This window comes from Veillonella faecalis, from assembly GCF_024677885.1.
In the GTDB taxonomy this organism is placed as follows: domain Bacteria; phylum Bacillota; class Negativicutes; order Veillonellales; family Veillonellaceae; genus Veillonella; species Veillonella nakazawae.
The window spans coordinates 485,107-499,875 of the sequence record NZ_JALBWL010000002.1 but is presented as its reverse complement, the minus strand read 5'-3'; the positions used below and the strand labels follow the sequence as shown (position 1 = coordinate 499,875).

The window sequence follows — 14,769 nt, the reverse complement described above, 5'->3', positions numbered from 1 at the left end:
TTGAAAGTATAACGTAAAGATGATACAATTTCTGTAGCTTGAGCAACAAATAAAAAACTTTTTCAAAATTTTTACCTGACTCCCCTTGTGGAACAGGTAGGTCATTTGACCTTATACTATTATTATACAATAATCATTTAAATTTACTATAGACTTCGTCACACCGGAGGTGCTCATGAAGCAAATACTTTCAAACGATATTATCAACCAATATCTGCCCACTCTTATACACTGTCCTCTATTCAATAAATTAGGTGAGCCTGAATTAAAAGGCTATTTACATAATGCAAAGGTTATTGTTCATAGCTATAAGAAAAATGACTTCATCGCCCTCTCTGGGGATCCGATGGAAGGCATTGGCGTTATTCTCGAAGGTAGCGCTTTACTGACACGAGAAAATGTTATGGGCCAACGCGTTATTATGGCTAACCTTGAACAATCTGATATTTTTGGTGAAGCATTACTATTTAGTAAGCAACCATTATGGCCTGCTACTATTAAGGCTACGAAGGCTACAAAAATTATGTTCATTCCGCTCGAAACATTTATTGATACATTGCCAGATTGCCAACAATGCCAAACTAAAATCTTATCTAACCTATTAGAGGACTTATCTGAAAAAGCTATTCTCCTTACAAGAAAGGTTCATTATCTTACCTTGAAAGGTATGCGCGAGAAGATTTTCGCGTACTTAACAGACATTTATAAACGTCAGCAGTCTACAACAATCCATTTGCCACATAACCGCGAGCAAATGGCAGAAGTACTCAATGTATCTCGCACAGCACTTAGCCGCGAACTCGGGCGCCTAAGAGATGAAGGCATTATCGATATTACAGGCCGTACAGTAATACTAAAAGACGTGGAAGGAATCGAAGAATTCGGTTTTAATAGCTTCTAGCATATCTTTTAACCTATAATAAAACTAATAATATACAATAAACGTAAAAAGGTCTCCCTATATAATCTAGGGAGACCTTTTAGTATACAGTTATTATTTCTTTAGTATTAGTTCTTTAGTATTAATTCTTTACAATTAATTTTACACATTAGAACCAATGAGATAAATCGAATTCTTCACCAATCGTAGCTTTCACATGAGCACGACCTAAATATAGGCCAAGTAATGTTAAACTGATTTTAGACATAGGCGTATGATCAAATACATCTGCTAAATCTAAGAGAACTGGAGAAATATCATCCATAATATCACGTGCTTCTTGACCTCTGAAAGCAGTCGGTTTACTCTTCATAAGAGCGATGAGATCTCGTTGTACCATAGAATCGGAAATGCGTGTTTGTCTAAAGAATCGTGGTGCTAAAGACTCATCAACCAAAGCCAATTTATATAGATTGGAGTTCAAGCTACGCACTACATAGCGCGGATCCACACCATGACCATCGGTAGCACGGAAGAGTTCCTCCTTGGAGAAACCACGATAATTGAACACGAATGGATAAGAATTGGATAATACTTGGGCTAATGTAATCGGTTCACGTTCCTCTTGTGTACAGCGTAAGTAATCTAATTGACGGTAGAAAGAATTATTTTGAGGTAAATCAGAAATAAATGGCTCAATATATTTCTCTACATAATGTTGGAAATGAATTAATCCATAATTATTAGAGTTTCTAGAATATTGTAGCAATAGTGTCAATGCCATGACTTGGAAATGACCTAATGTCAAGTGTGGCAATACACGTAACGCATCAAAGGCTACAAGGTACGGAGTACTAGACTTAGGTGATTGTACTACATCTAAGAACGCACCTAAGGCGGCGGATTTCATCCACTCTGTATTCGTCGCAGCATAAGCCTTTTGCATACTCATCAAGGCTTCTTGAATAACAATATTATCAAGAAGTGCATTGACTTCAGCTAACTTTGTAATATTAAGAGCTGCTAATGCATCTCTTGTAATAGATTCCACATAATGTTGTGTATCTCCATGCAATACGCCGAAGGCATGAATAAATGGCGCGATTGCCAATTCAATACATTTATCTTCATGTGCCGCTTTAGCCCATTGTCCTGTTGGTACCTCTTCTTCAACCATACTAGCGGCTGCCAATTGAGCCTCTATTTCGGAAGCATCAAACAAGCGCGTTTCATCCAATACAGATGGACCTTCTGCTGTTTTAATCTCATCGACACCACCGATCATTTGTGTAGCCTCAATATGTTCTGCTTCATCAGCTTCAAGAGCCTCTACAGATTCGCCCATAGCAATCGTATCCTCTACAGAATTAGCGCGATTGCGAAGTTCATCTGTAACAGCATCAAGAACAATAGTCTTATCCATCAATGGAGTGGAATGATGCTCACTATTAGAGCGTTTACCATCAGAAACTGCAGGCATTATAATAGTTTCATCATTACTATGTTCTGTTGGAGCAGATTCTGTCTTCTCTAGAGAACCAGAATTTACTTGAATAGATTCATGTGAAACAGATTCATGCGTAATAGAATCAGCAGAAACAGATGTATCTTGAACAGGTTCTTGTCCTTTTAAGTCAGCTTGACTTGATTTAGTCTCAGTCTCGCCTGCATGATGACCTAAGGCCAAGGAATATCCTGCTTCGGAGTCTTCCACATGTAATTGATTGCCATCTCGTCGGTTATAAGATGTATCTTCATCAGTTACCATAGATTCAGAAGCATTATAATCTTCATTATCCTCTAACACAGAGGCCGTATACACATTGGTTCCACCTTCATGTGTAACAGTTACATCGCCTACCCTAGATTCATTAACGGACTTTTCTCTATGATGTTCACCATCAAATTTAGTAACAGATCTATCATGGTGCTCATCTTTAGCTTGGCTTTCACTATCATTACGATTAAAAACGGCGTAACAAATGGCAAAAAATCCAAGCGCTACAACAGCTAATACAAAATATGGTATTACGTTTGACATACTATCCCCCTACATCAACGCTTCATTATATGCAGCACGTTCACCACCAATGCTCTTAGGTCGAACACGACAAGCAGTTACATGAGCCTCACCAATTTCTTTAATACTGAGGCGCACTGGTACAGTAACATGTTTCATATGCATACCTATGAAAGTGTCCCCGATGTCGATACCTGCATCAGCTTTAATAAATTCAACCATCACTGGATCGTCAAAACGTTCATAGGCAGTAACAGCCATGGCTCCACCTGCATGACGTTGAGGTACTACATTAACCTCTTCCTCCCATGTTACTGCACTACGTTCCATAACAAGAGCTCGATTAATATGCTCACAGCATTGAACGGCCAAATTAAGACCTTTAGCTTTAACAGCTTTATATATTTCATCAAATAGGATCTGAGCCACATCAATGTGGGAATCAGTGCCAATTTTCTTACCCATAACTTCGCTAGTGGAACAACCCACCACGAATAATTGACCTTCTCGAACCTTTGCCAAATCTAGCAATTCAGCCATCGCTGTACGCACTGACTGACGAATAGTTTCTACAGAAGTCATGATATCGCCTCACTCACTTTGAATGTATAAATCTATATGTATATTATCACAAAATGGACAGAATCGGTAGACTTTACTCTACTAAACAAAAGTGAATCTAACATAATAATATATAAACTATAAAAGTAATTTCATATATTACTATCATACTAATAAACAATGTAATGATCATTAAATATATACATGTACAGTGATAATTATTGAACCTCTATAGATAAAAAAGAGGCTTGCATTAGCAAGCCTCTTTCAATCACTCAACGGTGATATTAGATTTTTCTATAAGGTTTTTGGCCTTGTTCGTAGAAGTTGTTACCTTCAGTATCGCCAACTACGATGCAAGGGAAATCTTCAACTGTCAATTCAGCCAAAGCTTCTGGACCAAGTTCACCATAAGCAAGTACTTCGTATTTTTTGATGGATTTTGCAATCAATGCTGCAGCGCCACCAACTGCTGCGAAGTATGTGCAACCATTTTTCTTCATGGATTCAACTACTGCTGGTTTACGGGAACCTTTACCGATCATGCCTTTGATACCTTGATCAAGCATTGTTGGTGTATAAGCATCCATACGACCAGAAGTTGTAGGACCAGCGGAACCAATTGGGTCACCAGGTTTTGCAGGTGTTGGGCCAAGGTAGTAAACGAATTTGTTAGTCCAATCGATTGGTAATTTTTCGCCACGTGCTAAAGCTTCAGTCATAACTTTATGAGCAGCGTCACGAGCGGAGTAAATTTTGCCAGTGATAAGAACGCTATCACCAACTTTTAATTTACGGGAAAACTCTTCATTATATTCTTCAGTATTAATGCGAATTGTTTCAGCCATTGTAATTACCTCCTACCGATTAAAGTACTACGTGTTTATGACGAGCAGCATGACACATAATAGTAACAGCAACAGGAAGGCCGGCGATATGAGTTGCACCCCATTCGATGTTTACACCGATACAAGTTGTTGTGCCGCCCAATTGTGGACCGATACCAGTTTTGTTAACCATTTCCAAAATTTCTTCTTCCAATTTTGCATACTCAGGATCTTTGTGAGGAGTGCTAATATCGCGAAGCAAAGCTTTTTTGGACATAACAGCTGCTTGGTCCATAGTACCACCAATACCAACGCCAAGTACGATTGGAGGGCATGGGTTAGGGCCAGCATGTTTTACGATTTCAAGAACTGCATTTTTAACGCCTTCAACGCCATCTGCAGGTACCAACATAGCTACGTCAGATTTATTTTCAGAACCGAAGCCTTTAAGTTCTACGTTGATTTCTACTTTATCGCCAGGAACGATATCGATGTAGATGATTGCAGGTGTGTTGTTTTGAGTGTTTTTACGGTTGAACAATGGTTCTGCTACAACGGATTTACGAAGGTAACCTTCTACATAACCTTGAGCAACACCTTCATTGATAGCTTCTTTAAGATCGCCACCAACGAAATGAACATCTTGACCTACTTCTACGAATACCAATGTCATACCAGTATCTTGGCAGTATGGACGATCTTCAGCATCAGCAATTTCTGCATTTTTGATGATTTGATCGAGAACGATGCAACCAACTGGAGACTCTTCTGTTTCACGGCCTTTTTTCAAGCCTTCATAGATGTCTTTTGGCAAGTGGTAAGCTGCGTCCATACACATTTGACGGACTGTTTTTGTGATTTCAGATACTTGAATCTCGCGCAAGATAATCCCTCCTCAGGAACATAGTTGAATATTAATTCTAAATTACCGTGAGATAACTTTTAACTCTCAAGTGTATAAGACATATGTTTCTCATACACATCGAGATTAACTCTATGCATCAATCGTAACACACAACATACATGCTTTCAACGGCTTAACTATACAGTTTTCTCAATGCTTTTTCATGTTTTGAGAATTATTTTCATGAATATTGCTGTATATATTTCGGTATTTCAATAGTTCTTTTTCATCATATTTTCGACTATAAAAACTATATTTCCAATGTGATAAAAGTCATAGTTAATCATAGGTTGAAAGAATTTTTATACCCTATATATTAATCCACTTTTAGAGGCCAAAATTAGGTTGAAATCACCGTATAAATGCAGAGTATATCTAAGATGATAAATACACTTTCAGACTACTTGATATTATTTTTCAAATAAAAGGTTTAAACTTTTTTGTAATGCATATGTATACCGATTATATTCAATATACTTATATTGCTAACTCTTAGTAAAATATCCCTGAAGATATCTCTATAAACACAGTATTTATCTGTGTTTATTCATTTATATAGATTATATTAATTTTAATGACTTGCTTATCAAAATTTTTAATAATTGATTTTTTGTATAACGTTATGTGTTTTAGTCATAGTTAACGTCTTTTAATTTATAGTAATTTTAAAAAAAACGCTTGCTTTTATAATTAATCTAACATATAATAACAATCGTACCATTCCTCGATAGCTCAGTTGGTAGAGCAATCGGCTGTTAACCGATCGGTCGTAGGTTCGAGTCCTACTCGAGGAGCCATTCTGGCCCGTTGGTCAAGCGGTTAAGACACCGCCCTTTCACGGCGGTATCCCGGGTTCGATTCCCGGACGGGTCACCATATGGACGATTAGCTCAGCTGGGAGAGCGCCTGCCTTACAAGCAGGATGTCGGCAGTTCGATCCTGTCATCGTCCACCAAACCTAGAAGCAAGCATAAAGCTTGCTTCTTTTTTTTGTATATGTGATATAATAGTACCAGTTGTTTTGTTTGTGAATTTTAAAGAGTCTTATTTAGAGGAGGAACTATGTTTTATACATTCGGACGCTATAAACGTTCGCTACTTACAGTACTAGGTGTATTATTAGCATCTACACTCGCTACAGCAAGTGCTGCCACTATTAATATGAGCCAGTTAACATCAAATACCGCTCAACCGGTAGTCATTAACTCTATGCCATCCAATGTAGATACGACTACCCCTACATTACAAGCCGATAATAATGGTCAACCTATTTTGAAGGTTGCAAATACACCTGTTTCAACTCCAATTGTTGGAACACCTGAAAAAGCGACTATAAATACTTCTAATTCTAATTATGATGGTCACTTAGATAATTTCCCTAGTCGCAAAGTTACAATTGTTGTACCTGCAAAATTGCGCAACGAAAACACCGCCCAATTAGGTCGTTACATGACAGACCGTCTATCTAATACGCTTAAGTATCCATACTATGATACAGCAATCGTAAGTACTAATACGCCAACAGCTGAAATTAGAGCTGTTGACCTTGCACAAATTGCAGCTGCACAAAATTCTGAAATCGTTATTATGCCTGTACCATTACAAGACGTATATGTACAAATCAATGGTGTTAATAGCCCATATGCATATAATAATGATGATCGTGAAATGTATATCGCCGCAAAGGTAAATGCACTTTTATATTATTACGATGTGAATGATCAAGTAATTCACACTGTACGCAGTGGATTCAATCAAACTGATGATTCCTTAACAATGCCAACACATAAGGCTGTATGGAACAAAGTTATGACTGTATTACTTGATAAATTACCATACAAACGTATTCCAACAGACCGCGACCGCTATCAAGCGCCTGGCATCAACTCTGAATCTCCAGTTGTACTTGACTTCCAAGTAGAACAACCTAGAAATACTGCTTACTCCTTAAAAGGTGTTAGCGTATTATAAGAGACACTAAAAAGACCGTTAAGCAATTGCTTAACGGTCTTTTTGTATTCACCTATTAACGATACATAACTTAGTGAATCAAGCCGATTAATCTAAGTTGATGCTCTGTAAAACCAGCATTTCTTAAAAGTGCAGTAAATGAACTACGGAAGGAATCAGATAAATCGCTTACGTAATAAATTGAATCATCATCTTTTGCACTTGCTGTACTTGTATTAGTAGTCGCAGCATATTTAGCATTATCAGCTTCATTTTGTTTAACCATGTTAGCTCTAAAAGCATCATTTGTAGGAGTTTCTACTGGTGGACGAACCGAGTCAGTATATTTATAACCATAAGATGCGTCTACATGTGTTCCTAGTGTAGATGCACCAAAACAGCATGCTAATACAGCAAAAGCAATGAAAGATTTTTTTGATACGTTCATTAGAAAACCTCCAAATTAACACAATAAGTCATTAAATTTAAATGACAAATTTTAGTATAAGTAGATGACCTTAATGTTAGATGAGTGTTTCCTATAAACAAAATGAAATTCTATAGAAAAAGGCTAGCCCTATGGCTAGCCTTTTTCTTTATAGTTGTTTAGTTACATGCAAGCGCAATAATGCACGTTGCAATGCAGCTTCTGCTCTTTCTACATCAATATCTGGTGTAGGGTTGGATAACCTACCTTCTGCACGTTCTTTAGCTCGACGAGCACGTTCCACATCAATGGATGCTGGATCTTGGCAATCTGGTGTTACAATACTCACCTTATTATGTTCGATTTCACAGAAGCCACCAAATACGGCAAGTTCACGAGATGTTCCATCTGGTTGATCTATGCGTAACGGTGCTAAATCTAATGCAATAATCATAGGTGCATGATTTGGCAAAATACCAAATTGACCATCGATAGCTTTACCTACAAAGAATGTAGACTTGCCTTCAAAAACAATTGCATCAGGTGTGATGATCTGTAGGGTCATAGGTTCCGCCATGGATTATTCCCCCTTCTCTTGCATTTCCTTTGCTTTTTGAACGGCTTCATCGATGGTACCAACCATGTAGAATGCGCCTTCTGGCAAATCGTCATGTTTACCATCAAGGATTTCTCTAAAGCCTCTCAATGTTTCGGACAATGGTACGTATTTACCAGGAGAACCAGTAAATACTTCAGCTACGAAGAACGGTTGACTCAAGAAACGTTGAATCTTACGCGCACGAGATACAGTCAATTTATCTTCGTCAGACAATTCTTCCATACCAAGGATTGCGATGATATCTTGAAGATCTTTATATTTTTGCAATACTTCTTGCACGCCACGCGCTACTTCATAGTGTTCTTCACCAAGTACATGTGGGTCCAAAATACGGCTTGTAGAATCTAACGGATCCACCGCTGGATAGATACCAAGTTCCGCAATGGAACGAGACAATACTGTTGTCGCATCCAAGTGAGCGAATGTTGCCGCTGGAGCAGGGTCAGTTAAGTCATCGGCAGGTACGTATACAGCTTGTACTGAAGTAATAGAACCTTCTTTGGTAGATGTAATACGTTCTTGTAATGCCCCTACGTCATTAGCCAATGTAGGTTGGTAACCTACGGCAGATGGCATACGACCTAGGAGGGCAGATACTTCAGAGCCCGCTTGGATAAAGCGGAAGATGTTATCGATAAACAAGAGCACGTCTTGTTTCTTCACATCACGGAAGTATTCAGCCATTGTAAGTCCTGTAAGACCAACCCGCATACGTGCCCCAGGTGGCTCATTCATTTGGCCATATACAAGAGCTGTTTTGTTGATAACGCCGGACTCTTTCATTTCGTTCCACAAGTCGTTACCTTCACGAGTACGTTCGCCTACGCCGGAGAATACGGAGTAACCACCGTGCTCTGTGGCAACATTGTGAATCAATTCCATAATTAATACGGTTTTACCTACACCGGCACCACCGAAGAGGCCGATTTTACCACCTTTTACATATGGAGCGATAAGGTCAACGACCTTAATACCTGTTTCCAAGATTTTAGTATCTGGAGAAAGGTCATCAAATTTAGGTGCTGGACGGTGAATAGGCCATTTTTCATCAGCTACAACTGGAGCTGGATCATGGTCTACAGTTTCACCCAATACGTTAAAGATACGACCCAACACGCCTTCGCCTACAGGAACCGCAATTGCAGCACCAGTATCTTCGGCATCCATATTACGGGTCATACCGTCAGTAGAGCTCATCGCAACACAACGTACAGTATCGTCGCCTAAGTGTTGCATAACCTCTACTACAATTTTTTGTCTATCATGTGCCTTATGATCATGGTAGATGTTGATGGCGTTGTAGATGCTTGGCAAATGACCAGCATCGAAGCGCACGTCTACAACTGGGCCAATGACCTGCACAACTTTACCAATATTATTACTCATCGACAAATGTCTCCTTATTTATTGCAAGGCATTAGCGCCACCAACGATTTCAGAAATTTCGTTTGTAATGCTAGATTGACGTAACTTGTTATATTCAAGACCTAAGGAATCAATGAGTTCCCCTGCATTATCTGTAGCAGATGTCATAGCTGTCATACGAGCACCCAATTCACTTGCTGCAGATTGCAACAATCCATTATAAACAGTAATCTCTAAATATTTTGGTAACAACGCCTCCAAGACAGATACAGCAGATGGCATGAAATCATACTCTTCGCCCTTTACCTCATCTTGTGGTTGCTCTATCGGCAACAAGCGCTCAGCCTGTGCAATTTGCGTCATAGAATTTACAAAACGTGTATAGATCATGATGACTTCGTCAACTTCATGACGTTCGTATAGTGAAAGTGCTTCATGCATAATGGCACGGGCATGTTCATAAGAAGGTTTATCAGAGAAGCCTGCATAGGACTTATCGATATGAATTCCTCTAGATTTCATGCTGTCTCTAGGCTTTTTACCTGCCGTGATAACACGGTATGTATCGGAAGATTTACCATGCAATTGTTCCATAGCAAACTTCAACACATTAGACGAGAATGCCCCTGCAAGGCCCTTATCGGCACCTATTACGATATAGCATGTGCGTTTTATAGGGCGTACCTCTAACAAAGGACTGCTAAAGCCTTCTAAATCACTATTAGACATATGACGCAAGATTTGCCCAATCTTCTCTGCGTAAGGACGAGTACCTTCCGCTTTTGTTTGCGCCTTACGAAGACGAGCAGAGGCTACCATCTTCATCGCTTTTGTAATTTGTTGCGTATTGGTAACACTTTTTATGCGTTTTCGCAAATCTTGTGCACTAGCCATACATTACGCCTCCTTATGAGACACTAATGTATGCGTAGAACCAAATGCTTCTACACATTCTGGGATTGCTTGTTTCAATAGATTTTCAGTATCTTCGTCAATTTTCTTAGACGTTTCAATATTTGTGATGATTTCAGGATAGTTAGCTTTTATATAACGTAAAAGTTCAGCTTCAAACGCTAAAATATCATCCACTTGAATACTTGCTAAATATCCTTTTGTACCAGCGTAAAGATTAATAACCATTTCTGCTACGCTCATAGGTTCATATTGACCTTGTTTTAACATTTCAGTCAAACGTTCACCACGGTCTAATTGTGCTTTAGTAGCCGCATCAAGATCGGAACCGAACTGAGCGAAGGCAGCTAACTCACGATATTGAGCAAGGTCCAAACGCAATTGGCCTGCTACTTGTTTCATCGCTTTAGTTTGCGCACTACCACCTACACGGGATACGGACAAACCTACATCAACCGCTGGGCGGATGCCAGAGTAGAACATATCTGTACCCAAGAAAATTTGACCATCAGTAATGGAAATTACGTTTGTTGGGATGTATGCAGATACGTCACCTGCTTGTGTTTCAATGATTGGCAACGCAGTAATGGAACCACCACCAAGTTCTGGTGAAAGTTTCGCAGCACGTTCTAATAGACGGCTATGTAAGTAGAATACGTCGCCTGGATACGCTTCACGCCCTGGTGGACGGCGTAATAATAAAGACATAGCACGGTAAGCAGCCGCTTGCTTAGTTAAGTCATCATATACACAAAGTACATGTTTGCCTTTGTACATGAAGTATTCACCCATAGCAACACCTGCATACGGAGCGATGTATTGTAATGGAGCCCCTGTAGAAGCACTAGCAGAAACAACGATTGTATATTCCAACGCACCTGTTTCTTCCAATTTTTGTACTACACGAGCTACGGTAGATTCTTTTTGACCAATTGCTACATAGATACAAATTACATCTTTACCTTTTTGATTGATAATTGTATCAAGAGCAATTGCAGTTTTACCTGTACCACGGTCACCAATGATAAGCTCACGTTGGCCACGGCCAATTGGTACCATCGCATCAATCGCTTTCAAACCTGTTTGCAATGGTTCGTTTACAGATTGACGATCCGCAATACCAGGCGCTGGATGTTCTACAGGACGACGTTCAGTCGCTTGAATAGCACCCTTGCCATCGATAGGCTGCCCCAATGGATTTACTACACGACCAATAAGAGCATCACCTACTGGTACGTCCATAATTTTGCCAGTACGGCGTACTTCATCGCCTTCTTTAATCAAGAAGTCGTCACCTAATAGTACGGCACCAACATTATCTAATTCTAAGTTCAAAACCAAGCCATATACGCCGTGTGGTAACTCTAACAACTCACCAGCCATGGCTCTTTCAAGACCATAAATATGGGCGATGCCATCCCCTACGTCAAGAACAGTACCCACGTCATCGACATTGAGGTCAACATCATAGTCCTGAATCTGCTGTTTAATTATAGCAGTGATTTCTTCAGGCTTCATTTTCATATATACCCATTCACCCCTATCTAATAGAGTTCGTTCTTAATAAAGATTTTTCTAATTCCTCTAAACGGCGAGCTACAGAGCCATCGATGCGTTTATCCCCTACTTGGATAACGATACCACCCATAATGGATGGATCTTGACGCACGGATAAGATGACATCTTTTCCTGTTACTTCTCTTAGTTTAGCTTGTACAGATGCTTCTACATCAGCTGTAATTGGTTCAGCTACTGTTACAGTAGCTTCCAAAATACCACGTGCTGCACGTGATTTCTTAATAAACGCTTCGATAGTCGATGCTATATAGCGATAACGACCGCGCTTAATCATCACATAAATAAAGTGTAGAGCAACTTTATCGATACTAGAGTCAAAAATTTTACCAATAAGCTTAATCTTTGCATCTTCTGTAACGATTGGATTCTCTAGAAATGAACGCAACTCAGGTTGATCAACCATTACGGATGCTACATAACCTAATTGCTCCTCCATGAGTTCCAACTTATTTTGTTCTTGAGCTAATTCAAACATAGCCGAACTATATTTATCTGCTACAATTTCTATGCTCATCGTATCACAACCCTATCGTTTTACTATCAAGTTGACGAATAGCGTCTTCGATCAATTTCGTATTAGTTTCGCTGTTCATATCTTTAGCAACAACTTTACCAGCCATAGCTACAGATAAAGAAACAACTTCATTGCGCAAGCTGTTCATAGCACGATCACGTTCAATGGCAATATCTTGACGAGCACGATTTTTTTCTTGTTCAATTTGCTCGCGAGCTGTTGCTAATTGTTCACGTGTTGTATTTTCTGCTTCTTGAATTGCTTTTTCAACAATTTTTTGTGCCTCTACACGAGCATTAGAAATTTGAGCTGCATAATCAGCTTTAAATTCTTCTGCTTCTGCACGAGCTTTTTCTGCAGCTTCTAAGTCTTTAGCAATTCGTTCTTTACGTTCTGTCATCATAGCCAATAATGGTTTATATGCAAAACGAGCCAATAGCCAAACTAATATAAAAAAGTTCAACATTTGAGCAAGAATCGTTCCAAGGCTTAAGTCAACCAAGGTTATTCCTCCTCGTTATTATCTGAATAACAAAATAAATGCTACTACTACACCGATGATAGGCATCGCTTCGATCAAGCCAATCGCTACGAACATAGTAGACATCAATTGACCACGCAATTCAGGTTGACGCGTAATACCTTCAATTACTTTGCTAGATACAAGACCGTCACCGATACCTGCACCAATGGCACCACAACCTACTGCGATTGCTGCTGCTAATGCGAATAAACCTTGAGCTTCCATAATATATCCTCCGTAAAAAATTAATGTTCCTCACTAAGAGCCATCCCCAAGTAGGAGGCAGTAAGAACGGTAAAAATAAAGGCTTGAATAATACCAATAAATAAACTAAAAGCAATCCATACCCATGGTACCGGTACAAACCAAGGCAAATTGTACAATACTTCTAACAGAATTTCACCAGCTACGATATTACCAAATAGACGGAAGGCAAGTGTAACAGGTCTAGCAATCTCTTCAAAAATATTCAGTATTAGCAAAGCCTTATAAGGTCGTACGAAATGCTTGAAATAGGATAAGCCTTTAACTTTAATCCCCATAACCCATACTACTAATGTGCTACATAGAGCTAATGCTACAGTAGTATTAATATCGGATGTTGGTGATGTTAAAGCCTTAAACGTAGGCATTAAACCTAATTCGTTTCCTACAAAAATAAATAAGAAAAACGTAAATAACAAGGAACTCACCATCGGCCAATGACGACCTAAGTTCGGAGCTAATTGCCCCTCTAAGCCTTCCAATATAGATTCAACTATATTTTGCAAGCCTACAGGCACCAATTTTCGTCCCCGGGTGGCTAGTACTGTTATCAGTATTACAATAGCCATAGTAACCCATGTAGCAATTAGAGTATCCAAATTAAATGTCAACCCTAACCACTGCACGACTTCATGGTGTCCCGCATGTAATTCCACGTTCTCAACCCCTTCCATAGACATAATAAAAAACTAATATACTTACAATAAATATAAATATAATATATATGTATCATCATACATCGTTATAGATATATAATCAACACTTGAAAGGTAAACAATTCTAATTTCTCATGAATGTATTGTGTATAATGCATTATTGGAATGTATCTATAATTTAACACATCATAAGATTAGAAATGTCGACTAAGCCACCAGTAAACAACATATAATGCGGGCTGAATAAGTGCGACGCCAACAAACATGCTAATAGCCTCTATGCCGGGAATCTTTAATCCTAAGACTACTAATGAGCCTACTAACATAAGACGCCATATCATCTGTCTACGAGCTTTACGAACGGCTTTGTAAGGATCCCCTGATACAATGGATTGACCATGCAAAGCTAAACTTAGCAAGTAGAGTACCATTATAAAAATCCCCCAAAACCATCCCCATAGATACTGTTCTAGGCCACATAAAACTTGTATTATACCGCCTAAAAAGGCAATAAAAAAACAAGTTAGTAGCACACGCACTATGAATTTAATATATTGATTCATATATACCTCACTACTTAACTTGTTTATATAACATATAAAAACCTGTTATAGCTCCAATAAGACCAAATACAATCATACATAACGGTTCAGTTCTAAACCAACCATCCAGTGTATATCCAATCCAAATGAAACCACCTATACAGAAAACGAGTGTGAGCCCCGCCGATGTTGCCATGGCGAGGGCTTTCACAAGGTCCTTATCCATA

Annotated in this window: 17 protein-coding genes and 3 tRNA genes; 5 read left to right on the top strand and 15 right to left on the bottom strand. The window is 39.0% G+C overall.

What is annotated here, in order from left to right; translation table 11 throughout:
- Positions 1-175: 175 nt before the first annotated feature.
- Positions 176-901 (top strand): Crp/Fnr family transcriptional regulator, encoded by a 726-nt coding sequence (locus MOQ65_RS06050; protein ID WP_105084936.1) that lies wholly within the window; start codon positions 176-178, stop codon positions 899-901.
- 148 nt (positions 902-1,049) lie between these two features.
- On the opposite strand, the gene MOQ65_RS06045 is transcribed toward MOQ65_RS06050, so the two are convergent.
- The 4 genes from MOQ65_RS06045 to MOQ65_RS06030 all read right to left on the bottom strand — a co-directional run bounded on the left by MOQ65_RS06045 (position 1,050) and on the right by MOQ65_RS06030 (position 5,171).
- Positions 1,050-2,921 (bottom strand): LPO_1073/Vpar_1526 family protein, encoded by a 1,872-nt coding sequence (locus tag MOQ65_RS06045; RefSeq protein WP_257846972.1) that lies wholly within the window; start codon positions 2,919-2,921, stop codon positions 1,050-1,052.
- 9 nt (positions 2,922-2,930) lie between these two features.
- Positions 2,931-3,482: a TIGR01440 family protein gene (locus MOQ65_RS06040; protein ID WP_105094198.1), complete on the bottom strand. Its 552-nt coding sequence runs from the start codon at positions 3,480-3,482 to the stop codon at positions 2,931-2,933.
- A gap of 266 nt (positions 3,483-3,748) precedes the next feature.
- Positions 3,749-4,309, bottom strand: a complete 561-nt coding sequence (locus MOQ65_RS06035) for a Fe-S-containing hydro-lyase (protein WP_005385442.1) — start codon at positions 4,307-4,309, stop codon at positions 3,749-3,751.
- Positions 4,310-4,328: 19 nt separating this feature from the next.
- On the bottom strand, positions 4,329-5,171 hold the full coding sequence (locus MOQ65_RS06030; protein WP_009660830.1) for a fumarate hydratase: 843 nt from the start codon (positions 5,169-5,171) through the stop codon (positions 4,329-4,331).
- A 742-nt stretch (positions 5,172-5,913) separates the two neighbouring features.
- Here MOQ65_RS06030 and MOQ65_RS06025 point away from each other — a divergent pair.
- From MOQ65_RS06025 to MOQ65_RS06010, 4 genes are all read left to right on the top strand, one after another.
- Positions 5,914-5,989: transfer RNA gene (locus tag MOQ65_RS06025), tRNA-Asn, on the top strand.
- A gap of 4 nt (positions 5,990-5,993) precedes the next feature.
- Positions 5,994-6,068 (top strand) — tRNA-Glu (locus tag MOQ65_RS06020).
- A 3-nt stretch (positions 6,069-6,071) separates the two neighbouring features.
- Positions 6,072-6,147: transfer RNA gene (locus MOQ65_RS06015), tRNA-Val, on the top strand.
- Positions 6,148-6,254: 107 nt separating this feature from the next.
- On the top strand, positions 6,255-7,163 hold the full coding sequence (locus tag MOQ65_RS06010) for a hypothetical protein (RefSeq protein WP_156720012.1): 909 nt from the start codon (positions 6,255-6,257) through the stop codon (positions 7,161-7,163).
- A 70-nt stretch (positions 7,164-7,233) separates the two neighbouring features.
- On the opposite strand, the gene MOQ65_RS06005 is transcribed toward MOQ65_RS06010, so the two are convergent.
- The 11 genes from MOQ65_RS06005 to MOQ65_RS05955 form a co-directional block, all read right to left on the bottom strand.
- The gene (locus MOQ65_RS06005) at positions 7,234-7,590 is read right to left on the bottom strand and encodes a hypothetical protein (RefSeq protein WP_105084941.1); all 357 of its coding nucleotides are present in this window, start codon (positions 7,588-7,590) and stop codon (positions 7,234-7,236) included.
- A 148-nt stretch (positions 7,591-7,738) separates the two neighbouring features.
- Positions 7,739-8,146 (bottom strand): ATP synthase F1 subunit epsilon, encoded by a 408-nt coding sequence (atpC, locus tag MOQ65_RS06000; RefSeq protein WP_156720011.1) that lies wholly within the window; start codon positions 8,144-8,146, stop codon positions 7,739-7,741.
- A 3-nt stretch (positions 8,147-8,149) separates the two neighbouring features.
- A complete protein-coding gene (gene atpD, locus MOQ65_RS05995) occupies positions 8,150-9,574 on the bottom strand; it encodes a F0F1 ATP synthase subunit beta (RefSeq protein WP_105084942.1) in 1,425 nt (474 codons plus the stop codon).
- An 18-nt stretch (positions 9,575-9,592) separates the two neighbouring features.
- Positions 9,593-10,447: an ATP synthase F1 subunit gamma gene (atpG, locus tag MOQ65_RS05990; RefSeq protein WP_105094202.1), complete on the bottom strand. Its 855-nt coding sequence runs from the start codon at positions 10,445-10,447 to the stop codon at positions 9,593-9,595.
- A 3-nt stretch (positions 10,448-10,450) separates the two neighbouring features.
- On the bottom strand, positions 10,451-11,989 hold the full coding sequence (atpA, locus tag MOQ65_RS05985; RefSeq protein ID WP_105094203.1) for a F0F1 ATP synthase subunit alpha: 1,539 nt from the start codon (positions 11,987-11,989) through the stop codon (positions 10,451-10,453).
- A 16-nt stretch (positions 11,990-12,005) separates the two neighbouring features.
- On the bottom strand, positions 12,006-12,557 hold the full coding sequence (gene atpH, locus MOQ65_RS05980; RefSeq protein ID WP_105094204.1) for an ATP synthase F1 subunit delta: 552 nt from the start codon (positions 12,555-12,557) through the stop codon (positions 12,006-12,008).
- A 4-nt stretch (positions 12,558-12,561) separates the two neighbouring features.
- Positions 12,562-13,059, bottom strand: coding sequence for a F0F1 ATP synthase subunit B (atpF, locus tag MOQ65_RS05975; RefSeq protein ID WP_105089726.1), 498 nt, complete (start codon positions 13,057-13,059; stop codon positions 12,562-12,564).
- An 18-nt stretch (positions 13,060-13,077) separates the two neighbouring features.
- Positions 13,078-13,305, bottom strand: coding sequence for a F0F1 ATP synthase subunit C (gene atpE, locus MOQ65_RS05970; protein ID WP_004695064.1), 228 nt, complete (start codon positions 13,303-13,305; stop codon positions 13,078-13,080).
- Between the two features lie 20 nt (positions 13,306-13,325).
- Positions 13,326-14,024, bottom strand: coding sequence for a F0F1 ATP synthase subunit A (atpB, locus tag MOQ65_RS05965; RefSeq protein ID WP_105084946.1), 699 nt, complete (start codon positions 14,022-14,024; stop codon positions 13,326-13,328).
- A gap of 170 nt (positions 14,025-14,194) precedes the next feature.
- Positions 14,195-14,563 (bottom strand): ATP synthase I superfamily, encoded by a 369-nt coding sequence (locus MOQ65_RS05960; protein WP_024065896.1) that lies wholly within the window; start codon positions 14,561-14,563, stop codon positions 14,195-14,197.
- A 10-nt stretch (positions 14,564-14,573) separates the two neighbouring features.
- Positions 14,574-14,768: an AtpZ/AtpI family protein gene (locus MOQ65_RS05955; RefSeq protein ID WP_024065895.1), complete on the bottom strand. Its 195-nt coding sequence runs from the start codon at positions 14,766-14,768 to the stop codon at positions 14,574-14,576.
- Position 14,769 lies beyond the last annotated feature (1 nt).